The 15,689-nt window shown below is 69.7% G+C and carries 3 protein-coding genes; all 3 read right to left on the bottom strand.

Going from position 1 to position 15,689, the window contains the following annotated elements; translation table 11 throughout:
• Positions 1 to 9: 9 nt before the first annotated feature.
• Complete coding sequence (locus ACLJPX_RS32710; protein WP_233224136.1) at positions 10 to 258, bottom strand: hypothetical protein; 249 nt, start codon at positions 256 to 258, stop codon at positions 10 to 12.
• A 66-nt stretch (positions 259 to 324) separates the two neighbouring features.
• A complete protein-coding gene (locus tag ACLJPX_RS32705; protein WP_410604292.1) occupies positions 325 to 750 on the bottom strand; it encodes a hypothetical protein in 426 nt (141 codons plus the stop codon).
• A 110-nt stretch (positions 751 to 860) separates the two neighbouring features.
• Positions 861 to 15,401 (bottom strand): hypothetical protein, encoded by a 14,541-nt coding sequence (locus tag ACLJPX_RS32700; RefSeq protein ID WP_410604291.1) that lies wholly within the window; start codon positions 15,399 to 15,401, stop codon positions 861 to 863.
• Positions 15,402 to 15,689 lie beyond the last annotated feature (288 nt).

Raw genomic sequence — 15,689 nt, 5'->3', positions numbered from 1 at the left:
CGAGCCCGGTCAGGCCGACGAACGGGTCAGTTCCTCCCAGGTGATGTTCCCGAGCAGCACGTCCTGGATGGTGTAACGGGGCGCGGGTTCGAATTCGGCGATGGTGGTCCGCTCCGGTCGGCCGGCGGCCGCGGCGATCCGGACGCCGAGCTCACTCGCGTCCATGCCGCGGATCTCTTCACGGGACACGTAAACGGCCACCATGTCCTCGTCCGCGCTGGCGGGGCGACCGGTGAGACCGTGGATTCGTAGCGACACGTCAACTCCTCTGGTTGAGCGGTTCAGGACAACGACCGGCAGAAGGACCGGAAGGAAGATCGGGGCTCAGCCCTGGCTCCACACCGGACGGCGCCCGGGTGACGGCGGTTCGAGCACGAACCCGGCGGCACGCTGGACGACCTCCGGCGCCACCCGGTCCGCCACCCGTCCCCGCGCCCGGATCCGGCTCAGCAACCCCGGATCGGGTGCCAGGCCGTGGTGCTCGAGGTAGTAGGTGACGGTGTCGGTCCAGATCCACTCGCCGTCGGTCAGGAAGTTCGCCGGGACGACCGCCGTCCGGGCCGGGTCGACGACGTCGTCCATCACCATCGGCGTGGCCAGGACGGGCGTACCGGCCGTCAGGTACTCGACCAGGGCGCGGCGTTCGTCCTCGTCGTCGACACGCGGGTGGCCGGGCGCGAAGGCGGGGCCGGTCTCGGGATCGACCAGGTCGAACACCCTGGCCAGGGTGAACTCCTCCGTTGTGGTCACCGGCTCCTCCTGCCGTGGGTGCGGATTCGACCTCATCAGCACACCGGATCGGGGCGCCGGGCACCATGCAGGAGGAGCGGCAGAACCTTCCGGCAGTTCCGGGCCGCGGGTCAGCGGCCCGACGGGACCAGCGCGCCGAACACGTCGTCGGAGCTGACCTCCTCCATACCGGACTCGCGGGGAGCTTCCTCCTCGTCCGGCGTGGTGTCCGGCCGGGGCCGGGAGCGCGATTCGTCCTCGACTGCGACGGCCTCGTCGAACAGGGCCGCCAGTTCCCGGTACTTCGTTTCGTACGGGAGCTTGCCGTTCCCACGGTCGGCGCTGGAGTACGCCAGCCGGTGCTCCTCGGGCACCAGCACATGCGCCTCGCCCACGACCTCCATGCCGATCAGCTTGTCGTAGCCGTTCCACACCTTGTTTTCACGGTCGTGGACGAACTTCGCTTGAGCGCTGTAGGACGAGAAGTCCGCTTGGTAGTACTGGTGGAACTCGCGGAACAGCTCCCGGACGTCGCGGGCGTCCGGGGCCGTGCCGTCGGGCCTTTTCGCCCAGTGCGCGAGATCCCGCACGAAGCGGTACACGGCGTGCTTGTCCATGGCCGTCTTGTCCTCGACGGCCTTGCCCCCGTCCTTCTTCTCCTTGCTCTTCTTCTCTTTGCCCTTCTTCTCGGCGCCGATTTCGCGGAAGTAGTAGCCGAACGGGTCGGAGTCGACGAACCGGCAGGCCAGGGCGAATTCGCGTTCGTCGGTCCAGAGGCCCTCGTGGCGGCGCATCTGTTCGATGGCGCCTCGGTGCTCCGGCTCCTTGTCGTGCCGGACCTGCGCGTCGCCGTACAGGTTCTTGGAGTTCACCTTTTCCATGTCGTGGAACAGGATCGCCTTGACGATCGCGCTCCTCGGCACGAAGCGGGCGCCGTCGTGATGGCCACCGGTGATCTTGAGGTACTGGTTGATCACCATCTGGGCGTGTTCGCCGAAGCTGTTCGGGGTGTCTTCGCCGTCGGCGCGGGCGGGACCGGCGCCCGCCTTGACCGTCTCGGCGAATTTGCGCGACAGCTTGGCGAACGGGTCGGTGACTTCCGCGTCCACCTTCGTGATGAGCAGGTCGAGGATCCTCTTGGCGGAACGGTCGTCCGGCCTCCTCAGTTCGGCGTCGATCGCCACGGCGAGCTCACCGCCGATCCGCTGGTGCGCGGCGAACAAGTCTCGATCGTGCTTTTGGGTGAAGCCGTCGTCCTGCCGCTCCAGCCAGTGGCCGTAGTCGTTCGAGAACGGATCACCTTCGATCCGGCCGTCTTCGAGCCGGGTTTGACGGGTGTTGAAGTCGACCTTGATCCGGCGTTCGTCGGTGGCGATGAGCGCACCGATCTCCGCCTGCGTCGCGTATTCCGGAAGCAGGTCCATGAACTCGTCGGCTTGTTCTTCGCTCACCTTGTCGAACGTCTTCTCGTCCAGTTCCAGCGTTCGCACCACCGGGGTGACCGAGGCCGAGACGGCGGCCCTGGACGCCGAACCGGCGAGTTTGCCGGCGTTCTTGCCCTTCATCTCCTTGGTCAGTTCGGTCGCGACCTCCCCCAGTCTGGCCTCGAAGAGCTTCTTCAGTTCTTTGGGCTCGAGACCGACCAGCTTGTTCTTGGTGACCGGGCGGATGGCCTTGGGCACGACGTTCTCGTTGAGCTGTGCCGCGAAGGCCTCCCGGGAAATCCGCAGCGCCGGGGCGGCGAACTGCGTTCTGAGGGTGACGCCGAGTCTGTCGACGACGCTCTTGGTGAACGCCTCACCGCGGGCACCGCTGAGATACCCGCGCTTCGCGGGTGCCACCGCGTCCAGTTGCTCGCCCCAGCCGGACGCCAACCGCACGAACTGGGTGTGCGCGGACTCCTGAACGGCGCCGAGGACCACTTGAGTGAACTCTTCCCCGATCGCCGCCTGTCCGAGATGGACCTCGAGGGTTTCTTCCACGGCCTTGGTCACGATTCCGGCCGCCCGCACCGGAATTTCCGGATGCTCGAGCAGCGCGTCACGGATCTTCTCCAGGTTTCCGGGTCGCATGGTGTCCCCCACCACGGCTTGCATCGCCTCGACCAGCACGTACTGCGGCACCTGCAAGGTGGCCTTGACCTGGTTCAGGACGGTTTCCTTGAACTCCGCCGGGCCCACGGCCACACCGTCGGGGGCGTGCCGTGTGACGGCGGCGTCGATCGCTTCGCCGATCTTCGACTTCAGCTGATCGACGGCCGCTTTGCCGGGACCTTGGGTGTTGAGGAAGACGTTCATCTCTTCCTCGCGGCGGGTCGCGTTGTCCGCGGTCTTGTCGGCCTCGGTCCCCGGGATGGCGTCGGCCGCCGGGCCGAAGAAGGCCTCGGGTGACTTGTTCCTCGTGTGGTAGTGATTGCCGAGCGTCCTCGCCAGGCTCCTCAAGGCGACCGGATCGTTGCGGAAGTACTTGCGGCCGTCCGCCGACCAGGTGAACCACGGGTCGTTCTTCCGGCCCAGCCGGTCGGACCGGAAGTCCGGGCGGAGACCGAGCCGGGAGTACAGGTCGGCGATGTCCTCCTGGCGGCCGGCGACCTCCGGCATCGCTTTCTCGGACGCGCCGTGCGTATAGGTGATGAGCGAGCCGTCGAGGGCGCGCTCCTTCAACCGGGCGAAGTCGACACCGCGCAACCCGAACTGGTTGGTGTCACCGTTCTGGTCGACGTTCATCGAGAGTTTGTTGCCCTCGGACTTCGACTCGACGGTGGCCTGGCGGCTGATTTCCAGGAAGGTGCCGAGCGGTACCAGGAACGACCGCAGAGCCGACGGCACGCCGGGCACGCGATGGGCGTCCGTCTCGTACTTGGAGATCCATTGCACCGCTCGGAGGGGCCGTCCGCCACCGACCCAGAAGACCTCTTTGTCGCCCTCGCGACCCTGACCGCTGAAAGGCTCGACCTTGCCTTCCCCGTCCTGGTGGACGTCCTTGAACTCCGTTCCCTTCCTGGCGGGCGCCAGAACCGCCGTGTAGAGGCGGACGTGATGCTCTCCCTTGACGGTCTCGACCTCGAATTCGCCGCGATGCACGACCTTGCGCTCGTCGCCGGTCACGAGCACCGAGGAGCCGGGGTACCTCACGTACGGCCGTCCGATGTGGACGTTCTCCCTGGTGCCGAGGTAAGCCTCCTCGCCGTCGATGTCCGCTCGCAGGACGTGCACGATCCGTCCGTCGTTCGCACCGTGGCTCGTCCACGTGCCGTCCGGGGCGAGAACGTGCACGTGGACCCCTGCGTGGCCGGCGATCCTGTCGAAATCGGTGTCTTCGGGGTGCTCTTCGGCGAAGTCCTTCAGCTTGCGGGTGATGCGCTCGTACTCGAGTGGCGCCCTTTCCGACAGGCTGGCCGCGATCGCTCCGCGGAAGGCGTCGTGCGGAGCGTCTTCCTCGATCAGGATCGTTTCCATACCGTGGATGCCCAGTACCCGGAGCTGCTCCCCGGACACGACGTCGCGAGGCAGCATCATGCCCGGATACGGGTCGTTGATCACGACGGAGTTGACGGTGACCGCCGACCTCGAAGACATCCCGGACGCGTTCCGGCTTCCGGGCGACGGCCTCGGCGGCACGGCCGCGGCGGGGTGGAGGTCGACGGAGATCACCGCACGACGGCGAGCCTGCTTCCGGGTGAGGTTCTCCGGTAGCGGCCCGTCGCCGAGATCACGCCCCCGTGACGTCGGGACGATGTCGATGTCCGACGCGGGAATCGGCGAGTCTTCCGGCAGCTTGCCGCCGACAGCGGCGCGCAGTTCCTTCTCGACCGTTTCGGCGCGTTCCTGCCCCGTCCTCGTCGCCCGGGCCCTGTCCAGGAAACCACCGTTGCCGTATCCGACGACACTCACGGCGGGGCGGCCGTGGCGGACCGCCGACACCACGAGATCCGCCGCTTCGTCCAAAGTGGAGCGTCCCGACGGGGGAAAGTCCTTGCCGCCCTGGTCGAAATGGATCTCGAACTTCACCGGGCCGGTTCCCTCGTGCGGGACGACCGTGGAGACGAGGACGTCCTGGTCCGTGTCGGAGGCGATCGTCGTCAGCGGGGTGTCTCCGGGGAGGGTGGACCGCAGTTCCCGGGCGATGGCCGGGACCCGCGGATCGTCCGCCCGCCCGCGCACTTCCACCGGCGGCGGGACGGGCTGGGCGGCGACCACCTCCGCGAACTCGGCCAGGTTCGCCAGCACGGTCTCCGGTTTCCCGACCCCGGCCCCGTCGTCTTCGTCCCCGAACGGCATGGAGCCCGGGATGGACCTCTCGATCAGGTCGCCGTCGGCGGTAGCCACGACGTCGAAACCTCCCGGCGCCTGCCGGAAGACGGGCGGGTCGTCGTCGCCCGCGACCAGGTACGCGCCGTGCTCCGTCACCTCGATTTCGGAGTTCCCGGTGAACCGGAAGCCCAGCCAGTGACCGTCGCCGGTGACCACCGGAGTGCCGTCCGCGCGGAAGCCGATCCGGCTCGCCACCACCACTTCGCCCGGCCCGGCCCCGGTTTCCTGATCGGGCGTGGACCAGACGGCCGTGTCGCCCGCGAGGGCGTCGGTCTCGATGCCCTCTTCGGCGAGTCCGTGCAGCACGGTGGACACGTAGCCCTGGATGTCCGGCGAGCCGAGTCCGCAAGCGACGAACCGCAGGGTCCTGCCGTCGGTCCAGGTACCGTCCTCGGCGAGCCGGGTCAGCAGGGCGGTCATCACCTCGGGGGTGATCGGCCGCCCGCCGAACACCGGGACACCCTCGGGGCCGACGTGCGCGACCAGGGTGAAGAACCGGGGATCCTCGCGGAGGGCGCGGAACGCGTTCCGCTGAGCCTCGGTCGCCGCCAAAGTGGCCGACGGGTCGGTGAGCCAGATGCCGGAGCCTTGGCGTTCCGCTTCGGCCAGCACATCTGCGGCGAGCCTGTCGGCGGATTCGGGCTCGGGCTCGGGTGTCTCGGGAGCGAGCGGCTGGGCCTGCACCGAATCCGGCTGTGAAGGCACCACGACGGCGCGATCCGACAAGACGTCCCGGCCGACCACGAGGTCGTTGCGCCTGGCCCAGCGGACGAACCCGTCGACCGAAAGGTAGTCGTACTGGAACTTCTTCGGATCACCGAGGACGAACATCCGCTCGCCGCCGACCTCGGCCGCCTTGAGGAACATCTGATGGGACTCGGTGCCGACCCGGACGCCGGTGCCGGACCGGAGCCACTGCCAGAACGAATCGGGATCGTCGAGCCGCGACGAAAACGACACCTCCGGCTCGTTTCGCAGCTGGCCTTCGTAACGCTCGCGGGGAGCGAGCGCGAGATGCCGGGAGACGGCGGCACGGAACGGGTTGTCGTCGAGTCCGGTCGCGCGCCGCATCGGCTGGTCCACGGCGAGCGGCAGCAGAAGCGGGGCACTCAGCGCCCAAGCGCCGGGAATGATCTTCTTCGTCAGGATGGGGACCGAAGACCCGTCGCGCCGGTCGAGCCGGACCACTCCGGCGAGCTTCTGCAGGGTCCGGCCCCACTGGGTGGTGAGCCGGGCCCATTCCTTGCGGACGGCGGGATCGGCGGCGTCTTCCGTCGCGAGCCGGAGTGCTCGCCGTTCGAGGGCGTCGAACCGGTTCTCGGCGTCGGCGATCCGTTTCGCCGCCAGGTCGCCGATGGTCCGGCCGAACGGCCGGTCCTTCTTGTCCAGCTGATCCACCCGCACCGTGCGCAGCTGATCCCGGACCGCGTCGGCGACGCCGCGGCCCACCAGGACCAGGCCCGCGATGGTCGGGACCGTGCTCCGGACGTCGGTGTTCGTGGCCGCCGCTTCGCAGGTGTTCATGAAGTGCTGCTCGTCGTGACCGGTGGTGGCGAACAGCGCCTCGGTCATCGCGGCGGGATTGGCCAGGAGCGCCTCGAAGAGCGGGCTGTGCTGCAGCGTGCCCCGTGACTCCGGTGCGACGTTGGTGAGTCCCAGCCGGGCCAGGCGGGACGGCAGTTCCTCTTCGGGCCGGTACTCGATCCCCCGCAGCGTCGATCCTTCGACGGTGAACGGGTCGCGGCCTGCCTCCAGGTTCACCGCGAGGTCGCCGAGCACCTGACGCAGCCTGTCGATCGACAACGGCTGCACGACCCGGCGATCGCGCACGGTCCCCAGGCCGAGCCGGGAATTGTCCCGGACGTCCCGCTCCCGCGACGGCATCAGCGACGTCACCAGCACGGCGTCGTTGACCAGTGACCGCACCCGCGCGCGGACGTCCGGATCGGTCAGGGCCGCGTCGATACGGCCCAGCAGGGCGGAAATCTCGTCCGAGCCGAGGACGGCCTCGAGGTGGTTCTCGAGCCGTCCGCCTTCGGCGATCCGCGACAGCCCACCGAGTCCGGTGTCGGCGGTCACCAGGTTCGGCAATCCGGCGAAGACGGCCTCGTAGCGGGCCGCGTACTCGTCCGTGCCGGGCAACGCCGGCTCGGCGTCCTCGTCGCCGACGTCGGTGCTCTCGGCCTGGCCGCCGCCGTCGGACTCGCCGAACGTGTGGTTCACCGGGGCCTGCCTCGTCGGCGTCCTCGTCTCGGCCTCCCCCGGGATGAGGCGGGTGCCCAGGAAGTCGGCCGAGGACGAAAGAACCACGCGCACCGGCTCGCCGTGGGCGGGGCCGAGGAAGACGGTCGTTCCGCGTTCGGTCAGCAGCCGCAACCGGACGTTGAGCGCCCGCGCGACCTCCTTCGGGGTCGCGTGCCGCAGCGAGGCGCCCAGTTCCCGCAGTTCCGCCTGGCGCGAAGGCGAATCGGGCGCCAGCGTCTTCGCGATCGCCTCGATCAGGTTCGACTGGACCGTGTCGCCGCCGACCGTGAAGGTCTCGCGCCGGTCCCGGGTCAGGATCGTCCGCTGGAGGTCGGTGAGCGGGGACGGCGGCACTCCCGGAAGGTCGTCCTGGCCGGGGTCGTCGATCCGGCTTTCCACCCCGAGCTGGCTTTCCAGGACGTGCTGGATCTGCCAGGCGTGCCGCGGCAACAGTTTCGGCGCCTGCCCCGGGTTGACCACATCGGCGCCCATGACGCCGCCGTCGCCGGTGACGACGCCGGACGTGCCGTCGTCCTCCTTGCTCAGGAACACGCGGTCCGGATCGTGTTCCTCGTCGGGCGCGCCGAGGTAGTGGAGCAGTTCGTGGGCCAGCTCCTCCGGGGTGGCGTCCGGCCGCCAGGTGGTCTGGGTGGTGCGCTCGTCGTCGCGGGCGACCACGTCGTACGCGCGGTACCGGGGTTCGCCGTTCGCACTCGGCAGCCTGTCGTCGGTGAACTCGACGCGGACGTGCAACTGGTCGCCGTTCGGCAGGCCATGACGTTTGTTGATCAGGGTTTCGATGCCCGTCCGCGCGCGTTCGCGCAACCGCGTGAGCTGCTCCTCGGTGACGCCGGGGCCGGGCACGAGGTTGATCGGCACGGTGAATTCGGTGACCTGACGGTCGCCGACCTCGAACCTGCTGACGCCGTACCGGATCACGCCGTCGTAGCGTTTGTCCTTCCCGGTGAGCAGCGTGGTGAGCACGTCGGCGGTCTCGGTGGCCACCGCCCGCCTCGGCGTGTTCGCCCGCTGGTGCTCCCACTGCCGGGGGTCGAGCGGATCCGTCACCGTGAACCACGGCGCGTCGGTGGCCCGGCTGTGCCGCCACGCCTCGTCTTCCGGCGATTTCGGCTGCGCCGCCAGCCGGGTGAATTCGTGGTCCAACGCGTCCTTCGCCAGCCACCAAGCGTCCTGTTTGGACTCGGCGAAGTCCAGCCACGCGGCCTGCACCAGCGCTTGGGTCCTGGCCACCTCTTCGGCGGCGGTGTCGCGCTGGACCCGGGCCTCCACCACGGTTTCCCACGCTTCGACCACCGCCGTCTGCTGCTCGGGGTCGTCGTCCCCGGCCGCCATGGCCTCCAGTTCGGCTTCCAGCGTGTCGGTGGCGGTCGTCAGCTGGTCGAGCCGGGTTCGCGCGGCCTCGGCGACGTTTTCGGCGTCCCGCAAGGTTTGTTCGGTCGAACGCGCGTACCTGTGGTGCCGTTCCGCGAGGGTGCCGGGACGCTCCGCCCGTGCCGCGGCGACCGTGGCCCGCCAGTCGATGCCGACACCCAGTTCCCGCACCAGGGCTTGAGCCTGGAGACGGTGCCGCTCCGCTCCGGTCTCGGCCTCCCGCCACGACTTCGCCGTCCTGGCGACCCTTCCCTGCCGTGCCTTCAGCGTGCGGGAAAGCTTCTGGCCGGTGAACTCCGTCAGGTCGCCGACCGGCATCCGCACGTCCGCCGAGGCGGGCAGCGCGAGGTCGACGACCTCGGTGCGGCCGCCGACCTTGACCACGATCCGGTAGTCCACGTCGAACCGCACCAGCGCGGTCCGCCCGGCGGGTTTGAGGTTCGCGGCGGCGGACACGGCCGTCCCGTCGGTCGTGGCGGCGGCGGGCTCGTCGGCCCAGCGCCCCTCGACGCCGGTGACCAGGCCCCCGATGTTGGCCGAGTCCTTGACCGGCGCGACCGAAGGGCCGCCGATGGTCATCTCGCCGACCTCGGCCGTCTTGCGTTCCGCGGACCGGGTCACCGTCGCGTTCTTCGGGTTCTCCAGGTTGACGCCGTCGCTCAGCGCGACCAGGCGGGGCGTGGTGAGGCGCGCGTGCACCTCGACGTCCGCGCGTTTGCCCCGCAGCACGGCCGCTTCACGGAGGGCGGGCACGGGAAGGCTTTCCTTCGTCATCGAGGGCAGGAACGCTTGCAGCACTTGAGGGCTCAGCGTGGACCACAGCGCGTTGACCGTGCCGGTGCCGTAACCGGTGATGCCGCTGTCCGCCCCGGCGAGGGTGAGCGTGTCCCGCACGACCTCGCGCAGCCGGGCGGCGGCGCGCACGGATTCCACCGACGCCGCTTCCGGCAGTTTCGCCACCCCGCCCTGGCGCCAGGCCTTCAGCTCGCCGGGGAGCGCGTCCCGTCGCGACAGCCTGGCGGGGCCGGAGTTCTCGACGGTGTTCGCGCCCGGCGTCAGGTTGTCGGCCAGCAGCCGGATGCCGAGGTTCCGTTCCCCGGTGCTCACGAAGGCGACGGATCGGCCGTCGTGCCGCACCTCGAGGGTGAACTCGATCGGGACGTCGAACCTCGCGGCGGGCCCGGTTCCCGTCCGCAAGTGGGTTTCCTGCTTGCCGGTGACCTCGTTCGTGCTGGTCGTCTTGGTGACGCCGACGCCCGCGGTGACGGCACCGCCGACCGACGTCACCGTCGCGCCGCCGGAGAACTTCTCCTGCCCGCCCAGCCGCAGCGCGGCGGCCCACGAGGTGGCCTTGCCGTCCGTGCGGGTTTCCTTGATCGCGCGCGCGGTGCTGTGCTCGATGGTCCGGCCGTCGTTGACGACCTCGCGGAACTTCGGTTCGCCCACGACGTTCGCGCTCAGCAGGACCTGGTAACCGCGGTCGGTGAACAGTTTCGGCAGATGCGCCTGGAGGGGGACGCCGCCGTCGAGGGCGCTGTCCACCAGCGCTTGCACGCCGTCCGGGGAGAGGAGGTCGGTCAGCCGCGACCAGTTGTTCATCGCGTCGTCCAGGAACGAGCCGGGCAGCAACGGCACGCCGAGCCGGGAAAGCCGCTTGGTCAGCGCCGGGGCCAGGTCGGACAGATCGGGCAACCGCTCGATCGCGCCCAGCCCCAGCGCGGCAGGCCGCCGCAGCGGCAGCGTCGTGGGCCGGGAGACCCGCTCTTTCCGCTGCCGTGTCGCCGGCGCCTCGGGCAGGAGACGGTATTCGCGGGCCTGCTCCTCGGTGAGCCAGACGTAGGCGGCGCCGGGAAGGTCGACGAAACGGGCGGCACCGCGGGCGTCGGGACGCACCACGGTGGTCTGCTGCCGCGCCTCGGCGAGCACCGTGAAGGCGATGTCGAACCGTGCCAGCACCCTCGGCGTCCCTGCCGCCGTGGTGACGTTGCGGTCCACGCTCGCGGAAATGTCGAGACCGTCGGCCTCGGTGGTCGTCTTCGCCCACGGTTTCCCGGACACCCCACCGGTACCGGAACTCGCGGGATCGTCGTTCGCCGCGCCGGTGACCACGGCCCCGGCGGTGACCGTCCACCCGCTGCTCCTGCTCTTGCCGCTCTCGAACCGGAACCCGCCCGCGGTGGAGCGTTCCGCGCCCGCGTCGTCGGCCACCCGGACGAAAACGGGGTTGCTCAACCGGGCGACGACACCCAGCCTGCCCACCCTGTCGGCCACGCGCCGGGGATAGACGAGTTCGGTGCTCAACACCCCGCGGGTGAACGAACGCAGAGCCGCCTTGATGTTCTCGGCGCTCAGCATCGCCTGGACACCGGCCCAGGCGTCGCTGCCGGGAAGGGTGAGCGCGCGGTCGCCGTCCGAAGCCTCCACCAAGGCCGCCATGGCCGCTTCGCTGACACGGCCGGTGTGCGCGATGGCTTCGACGCCGACCCACTCGCCGACGTCCGGCGGCGCGAGGGCCTGGAGGTGCCCGATGATCGACTTCGGCGGGTCGAACGCGCGCACCCGCGGCGCGCCGGGGGCGAACCGCGCGGGATCGGCCGTCAACGTGGCGCTGTCCGCTGTCAGCAGCGTGTACGCCGCCGGAAGCCGGTACGGGCCTTCGTCGGACTCGTCGGGGGTCGTGTAGATCGGCCGGACCTCAGGAACCTGCGTCCCCGGCAGCCCGGGGAGCGTCTGCCGGACCACCGCGCGGGAACGGGAGTACCCGGTGATGGTCACGACGAACCGGCCCGTGTGCTCGAAGACCTGCGAGTCGGGACTGCCGATGTTCAGGGAGGTCGCGTCGGCCGTCGGTCCGCCGCCGGTCTTGGTGGTGGTGGAGCGGCCGTACTTCGCCGACGCCGTCGGCACGATGCCCAGCGTGGCCGCGCCTGCCCCGGCGCCGACGGTCACCTTGGCCTCCGGGCCGACCGACCAGCCCTGGGTGGACGAGGACGACGCGCCGAGCGCCGGGCTGGTCGTCGTGGCGTTGCGGACCACGCGTTCCGTGACCTGCCCGCGGTGTTCGGCCGACTTCTGTTCCAGCCGGACGGTGACGGTGACGTGGTCCTGCCGGAAATTGCCCTGCCGCTTGAGGGTCACCGAGACACCGGCTCCCAGCAGCGCGTCCATCCGGTTGCGCAACGCCAACGGCGACAGCGCGGCCTGCAGCCGGTGTTCGTTGGCGAGCATCTCCAGCGTCCGCGCCGCGTTCGCCTTGTGCCCGGCCCAGCCCGGCAGGAGATCCGCGTACCGGGAGACTTCCCCGAGCCTGGCGCGAACCTCGTCGAGCACGCCGTCGGCGCCCTCGAACCGGCCTACTCGCACGTTGCCCGCCGCGAGCCCCGCGGCGAGGTGCGCGGGCTGGAACTTCTTCTTGCCCGGTGGGGTGATCCCGGTTCCGGTGCCCGGCGGCACCGGGAGTCCCCGCGCGGCCGCCTCCGCCATCCCGACCCTGGCGTAGACCGTCGCCGTGACGGGCGGCGCTTCCCGGCCGTCCAGGGTCTGCACCACGATTTCGGCCTGGAACCGGTAAAGCCCGATGTCACCCTTGAGCTGGATACCCGACTTCGCCGTCGACGACCGGCCGGACGCGGTGGTGTCCCCCGCTCGCGACGTGAAACCGCCGCCGATCCCGGCCGCGGCGCGCACTCCGCCGATGCCGCCCCCGCCGCCGGCCGCACCCGAGACGTCGAAACCGCGTTTGGTGGCGGCCGAAACGGCCGAGCCGGTGGTCACCGACTCGTGCAACCGCAACTGGGTGCCGGTCGTCGGGCCGACGAGCTCGGCACTGGTCAGCACGGCCTTCATCCGCACCGCGCCGACCTTGCCGCCGTCCGAGCTGAGAAGGGCGGGCGAGTTCACCCAGCCTTCCAGCATCGCGCCGAAGTTCTCCCTGACGCTCGCGGTGCCGAGGAACGCGCGCACCGTGTCCCGCCCGGAAGCGCCCAGCGCGGTCACGGAACCGTGCAGCAGACCGGCGGCGCCGGTGAACAGGCCGTCGAGCCCGGTGACGGCCTCGGGCACCGGGTTCTGCAGCCCGCGCCCGACGGTGGGCTCCAGGTTCGCCGCAGTCTGCCCGGACGGCGCGGTGATCCGCGTCAGGTCGTCCGGCACGCGCAGCGTGACACTGCCCGGGACCGGCGCGGGACGGGCGCCGACCTCGGCACCGGCCTGGTCGTGGACGCTGATCGTGAACTCCACGCCCCTGACCACGCGACGGGAGCCTTCGCCGGAACGGATCGCGCGCTGGTCCGCGGTGGACACGGTGACGGTCTGCGCCACGGCGGGCGCCGCCAGCGCCGCCTTGCCGCCCACGGTGACGTACGGGCCGGCCTGCGCCTGCACCGTGGCGGCCGTGCCGACGTCACCGGCATGCGAGACGGTCGAATTCTCCGAGTTCGTGACACCGGCCTGGACGGTGAGATCCGCCTTGGTCTTCTCTCGCGGCTCGCTCACCACGTCGCCGCGGAAGGCGGCCTGGATCCGGACCTCGCGCCAGCCTTCCGCCGTGCGAAGCGAAAAATGCAGGCCGCTCAAGGCGGACTCGAAGTCGTCGCGAACAGCGTTGCCGATCGCGTCGAGTCGCGCCGGGGTGACTCCGGGGAGGAGTCTGCCGAGTTCTTCTCGCAGGTCCTCGACGCCTTCGACGGCGAGCACCGGGACGGAACCGAGTGCCTGGCCGTCGGCGAGGAACGGCGGCAGGTCGGCGAGCGCGAGGGCTTGTTCGCCCTGCGGGGCTTCGGTGACCACGGGCTCGGGTTCCGGCTCGGGCTCTGGCTCGGTCTGGGTCTCGGTCGTCTCGGTCGTCTCGGTCTCGACGGTCTGGGTCGTCTGGGTCTCGACGGTTTGGGGCTCGGTCGTCGCGGATTCGGTGGTGGTCGTCGTGGTGGCTTCGGTCTGAACGGGTGCGGCGGCGGTTTCGGCGGAAGCGGTGCGCAAGGGGGCGGGGCGAGTGCGCGGACGCTCTTCGTCCGTCGGTGCCGCGGCTTCGGAGGAGGTCCGGACGGCCTTCGGCTCCGGCTGCTTGACGTCGGGCGTCGTCTTGCCGGGCGAACTCGTCTTGACGTCCGACGCCGATTTGGTGGCCTTGGTGTCCGAAGTGGACTTCGACTCCGGCGCCGCTTTGGTCTCGCTCGCGGTTCGTGTGTCCGAAGTGGACGGTGGGTTCGCGGCGGTCGCACTCGGAGCAGTCGTAGTCGGAGTGGTCGTGGTGGTCGTGGTGGGCGCGGTCACCGTCACCGGGTCCGTCCCGGCCTTGGTGTCGAGCGTCGTGTTCGCCGAAAGGTCGCCGAGCGAACCGAACTTCTCCTTCATCGAGGTGATCGCCGCGTCGAGCCCTCGTTCGCCGATCCCTTCGAGCTTGTGGCTGACGGCGCCGCCGACCACTCCGCCCGCGAAGCCCATCCCGTATTCCGCCGCCGACACGGACTCGCCGTTGAGGGCGGCCATCGTCGCCTGGCTCATCACTCCGGAAACGCCCTCGAACAGGAAAACGGTGCTGAATTCGGCGGCCCTGGCCGCGAGGTTGCCGCCGAGACGGTCACTCACGTTGCGGGACAGCACATCCGGCACGTGGTCGGAGAGCAGGCCGACGGCGTCCTTGCCGAGCTTGTCGCCGTGCGGGTCGAGCACCCGGCGCAAACTGTCGTTGAACGCACCGGTGCCGTCCAGACCGTGTTTGCTCCAGTTGTCCACGAACGTGCGCGCGTAGTCCCGGCCGAGCTGCCGGGCAGCGTCGTCGCCGAGGGTCTTGCCGAACGCGGTGCCGAACCTGTCGGCCACCTCGTCGCTGAAGCCCTCGATCGCCCGTTTCGTGAACGCGCTCGCCGGGTCGCTGAGCTGTTTACCGGCCCGATCGGTCAAGGTGCGGCCGATGTCACGCAGCCAGTTGTCGGCGAGCTCGTCGCCGCCCGGCAGCTTGATGTCCTTGACCAGCTTCAGGAGATCGTCGGTGGCGATCTTGCCGAAGTCCTTGCCGAGCAGGCTGCCGATCTTGCGGCCCAGCTTCTCCCCGAGCTCACCGACGGCGCCGCCGAGCAACCCGCCGATCGCGCCCGAGATCGCCGTCTGCTTGGTGGTTTCGTGGTCCCATTCGGTGCGCTCACGCTGGAGGCGCTGGACGGCGGCGTCGATGATCAGCCCGCCGGTGATCCCGATGAACATCTCGAACACGATCGCCCGCACGAGCATCTTGAACAACACGAGCAGATACCCGCGGGTGAGGGCGTAATGCCAGGTGAGGTTCGCGAGCGACGCGCCGGCGGTGACGGAGGCGAGGGCGTACTCCATCGCGATCTCGTAGGCGAGCAGGAAAAGCTGGCCGATCGCGGAGAACTTCGTGTACTCGACGTCCAACGCGACCTTGCGGCAGCCGTCGGCGATCCCCTTCGTGCCCTCGGCCAGCTCGCCCAGCAGGTTCGGCGTCCCGCCGGTGAGCGGCTTCATGCTCTTGTCGAACGACTCACCCGCTTGGGGCATCGACAGCTTCTGGTCGATGCCGCGTTTGACCTTGGCGATGTCGTCCGGCAGCTTGGCGAGCTGCTCGGTCACCAGGTCGTACTCCTCGGCCACCCGCCGGAACTTGTGCTGGTTGGCGGCGGGCCACGAGACGCCGAGTACCTCGAGGAGGGTGCGCGCCCACTCCGGAACATCGCCGAAGTCGCTGCGGTCGACCTTGATGGGCACGCTTACCTCCGAACGGTTTCACCGGAGACAACGCACGCCGCCACGTAGATGGTTCACTCCCTTCCCCGAGTGTCCACAAGGGACACTCTATGGCGGCCGCATGTCCGATTGATAGCTGGATGTGCGTTTCGCCAGGGGGTCGTGAGTGATAAAGAGGGTTAGAACGCGCCTTGCCACTCACGACCCCTGTTGCAAAGCGTGCAGATGGGCATCAATCGGACACTCGCTCGCCTGAAGGTGTCCACTGTGTACAGTCGGGATGCGGCAGGCAACCCGACCCAACCACCT

The organism is Amycolatopsis sp. lyj-90 (assembly GCF_046549035.1).
Classification (GTDB): domain Bacteria; phylum Actinomycetota; class Actinomycetes; order Mycobacteriales; family Pseudonocardiaceae; genus Amycolatopsis.
This window is presented reverse-complemented; position numbering and strand designations above follow the sequence as displayed.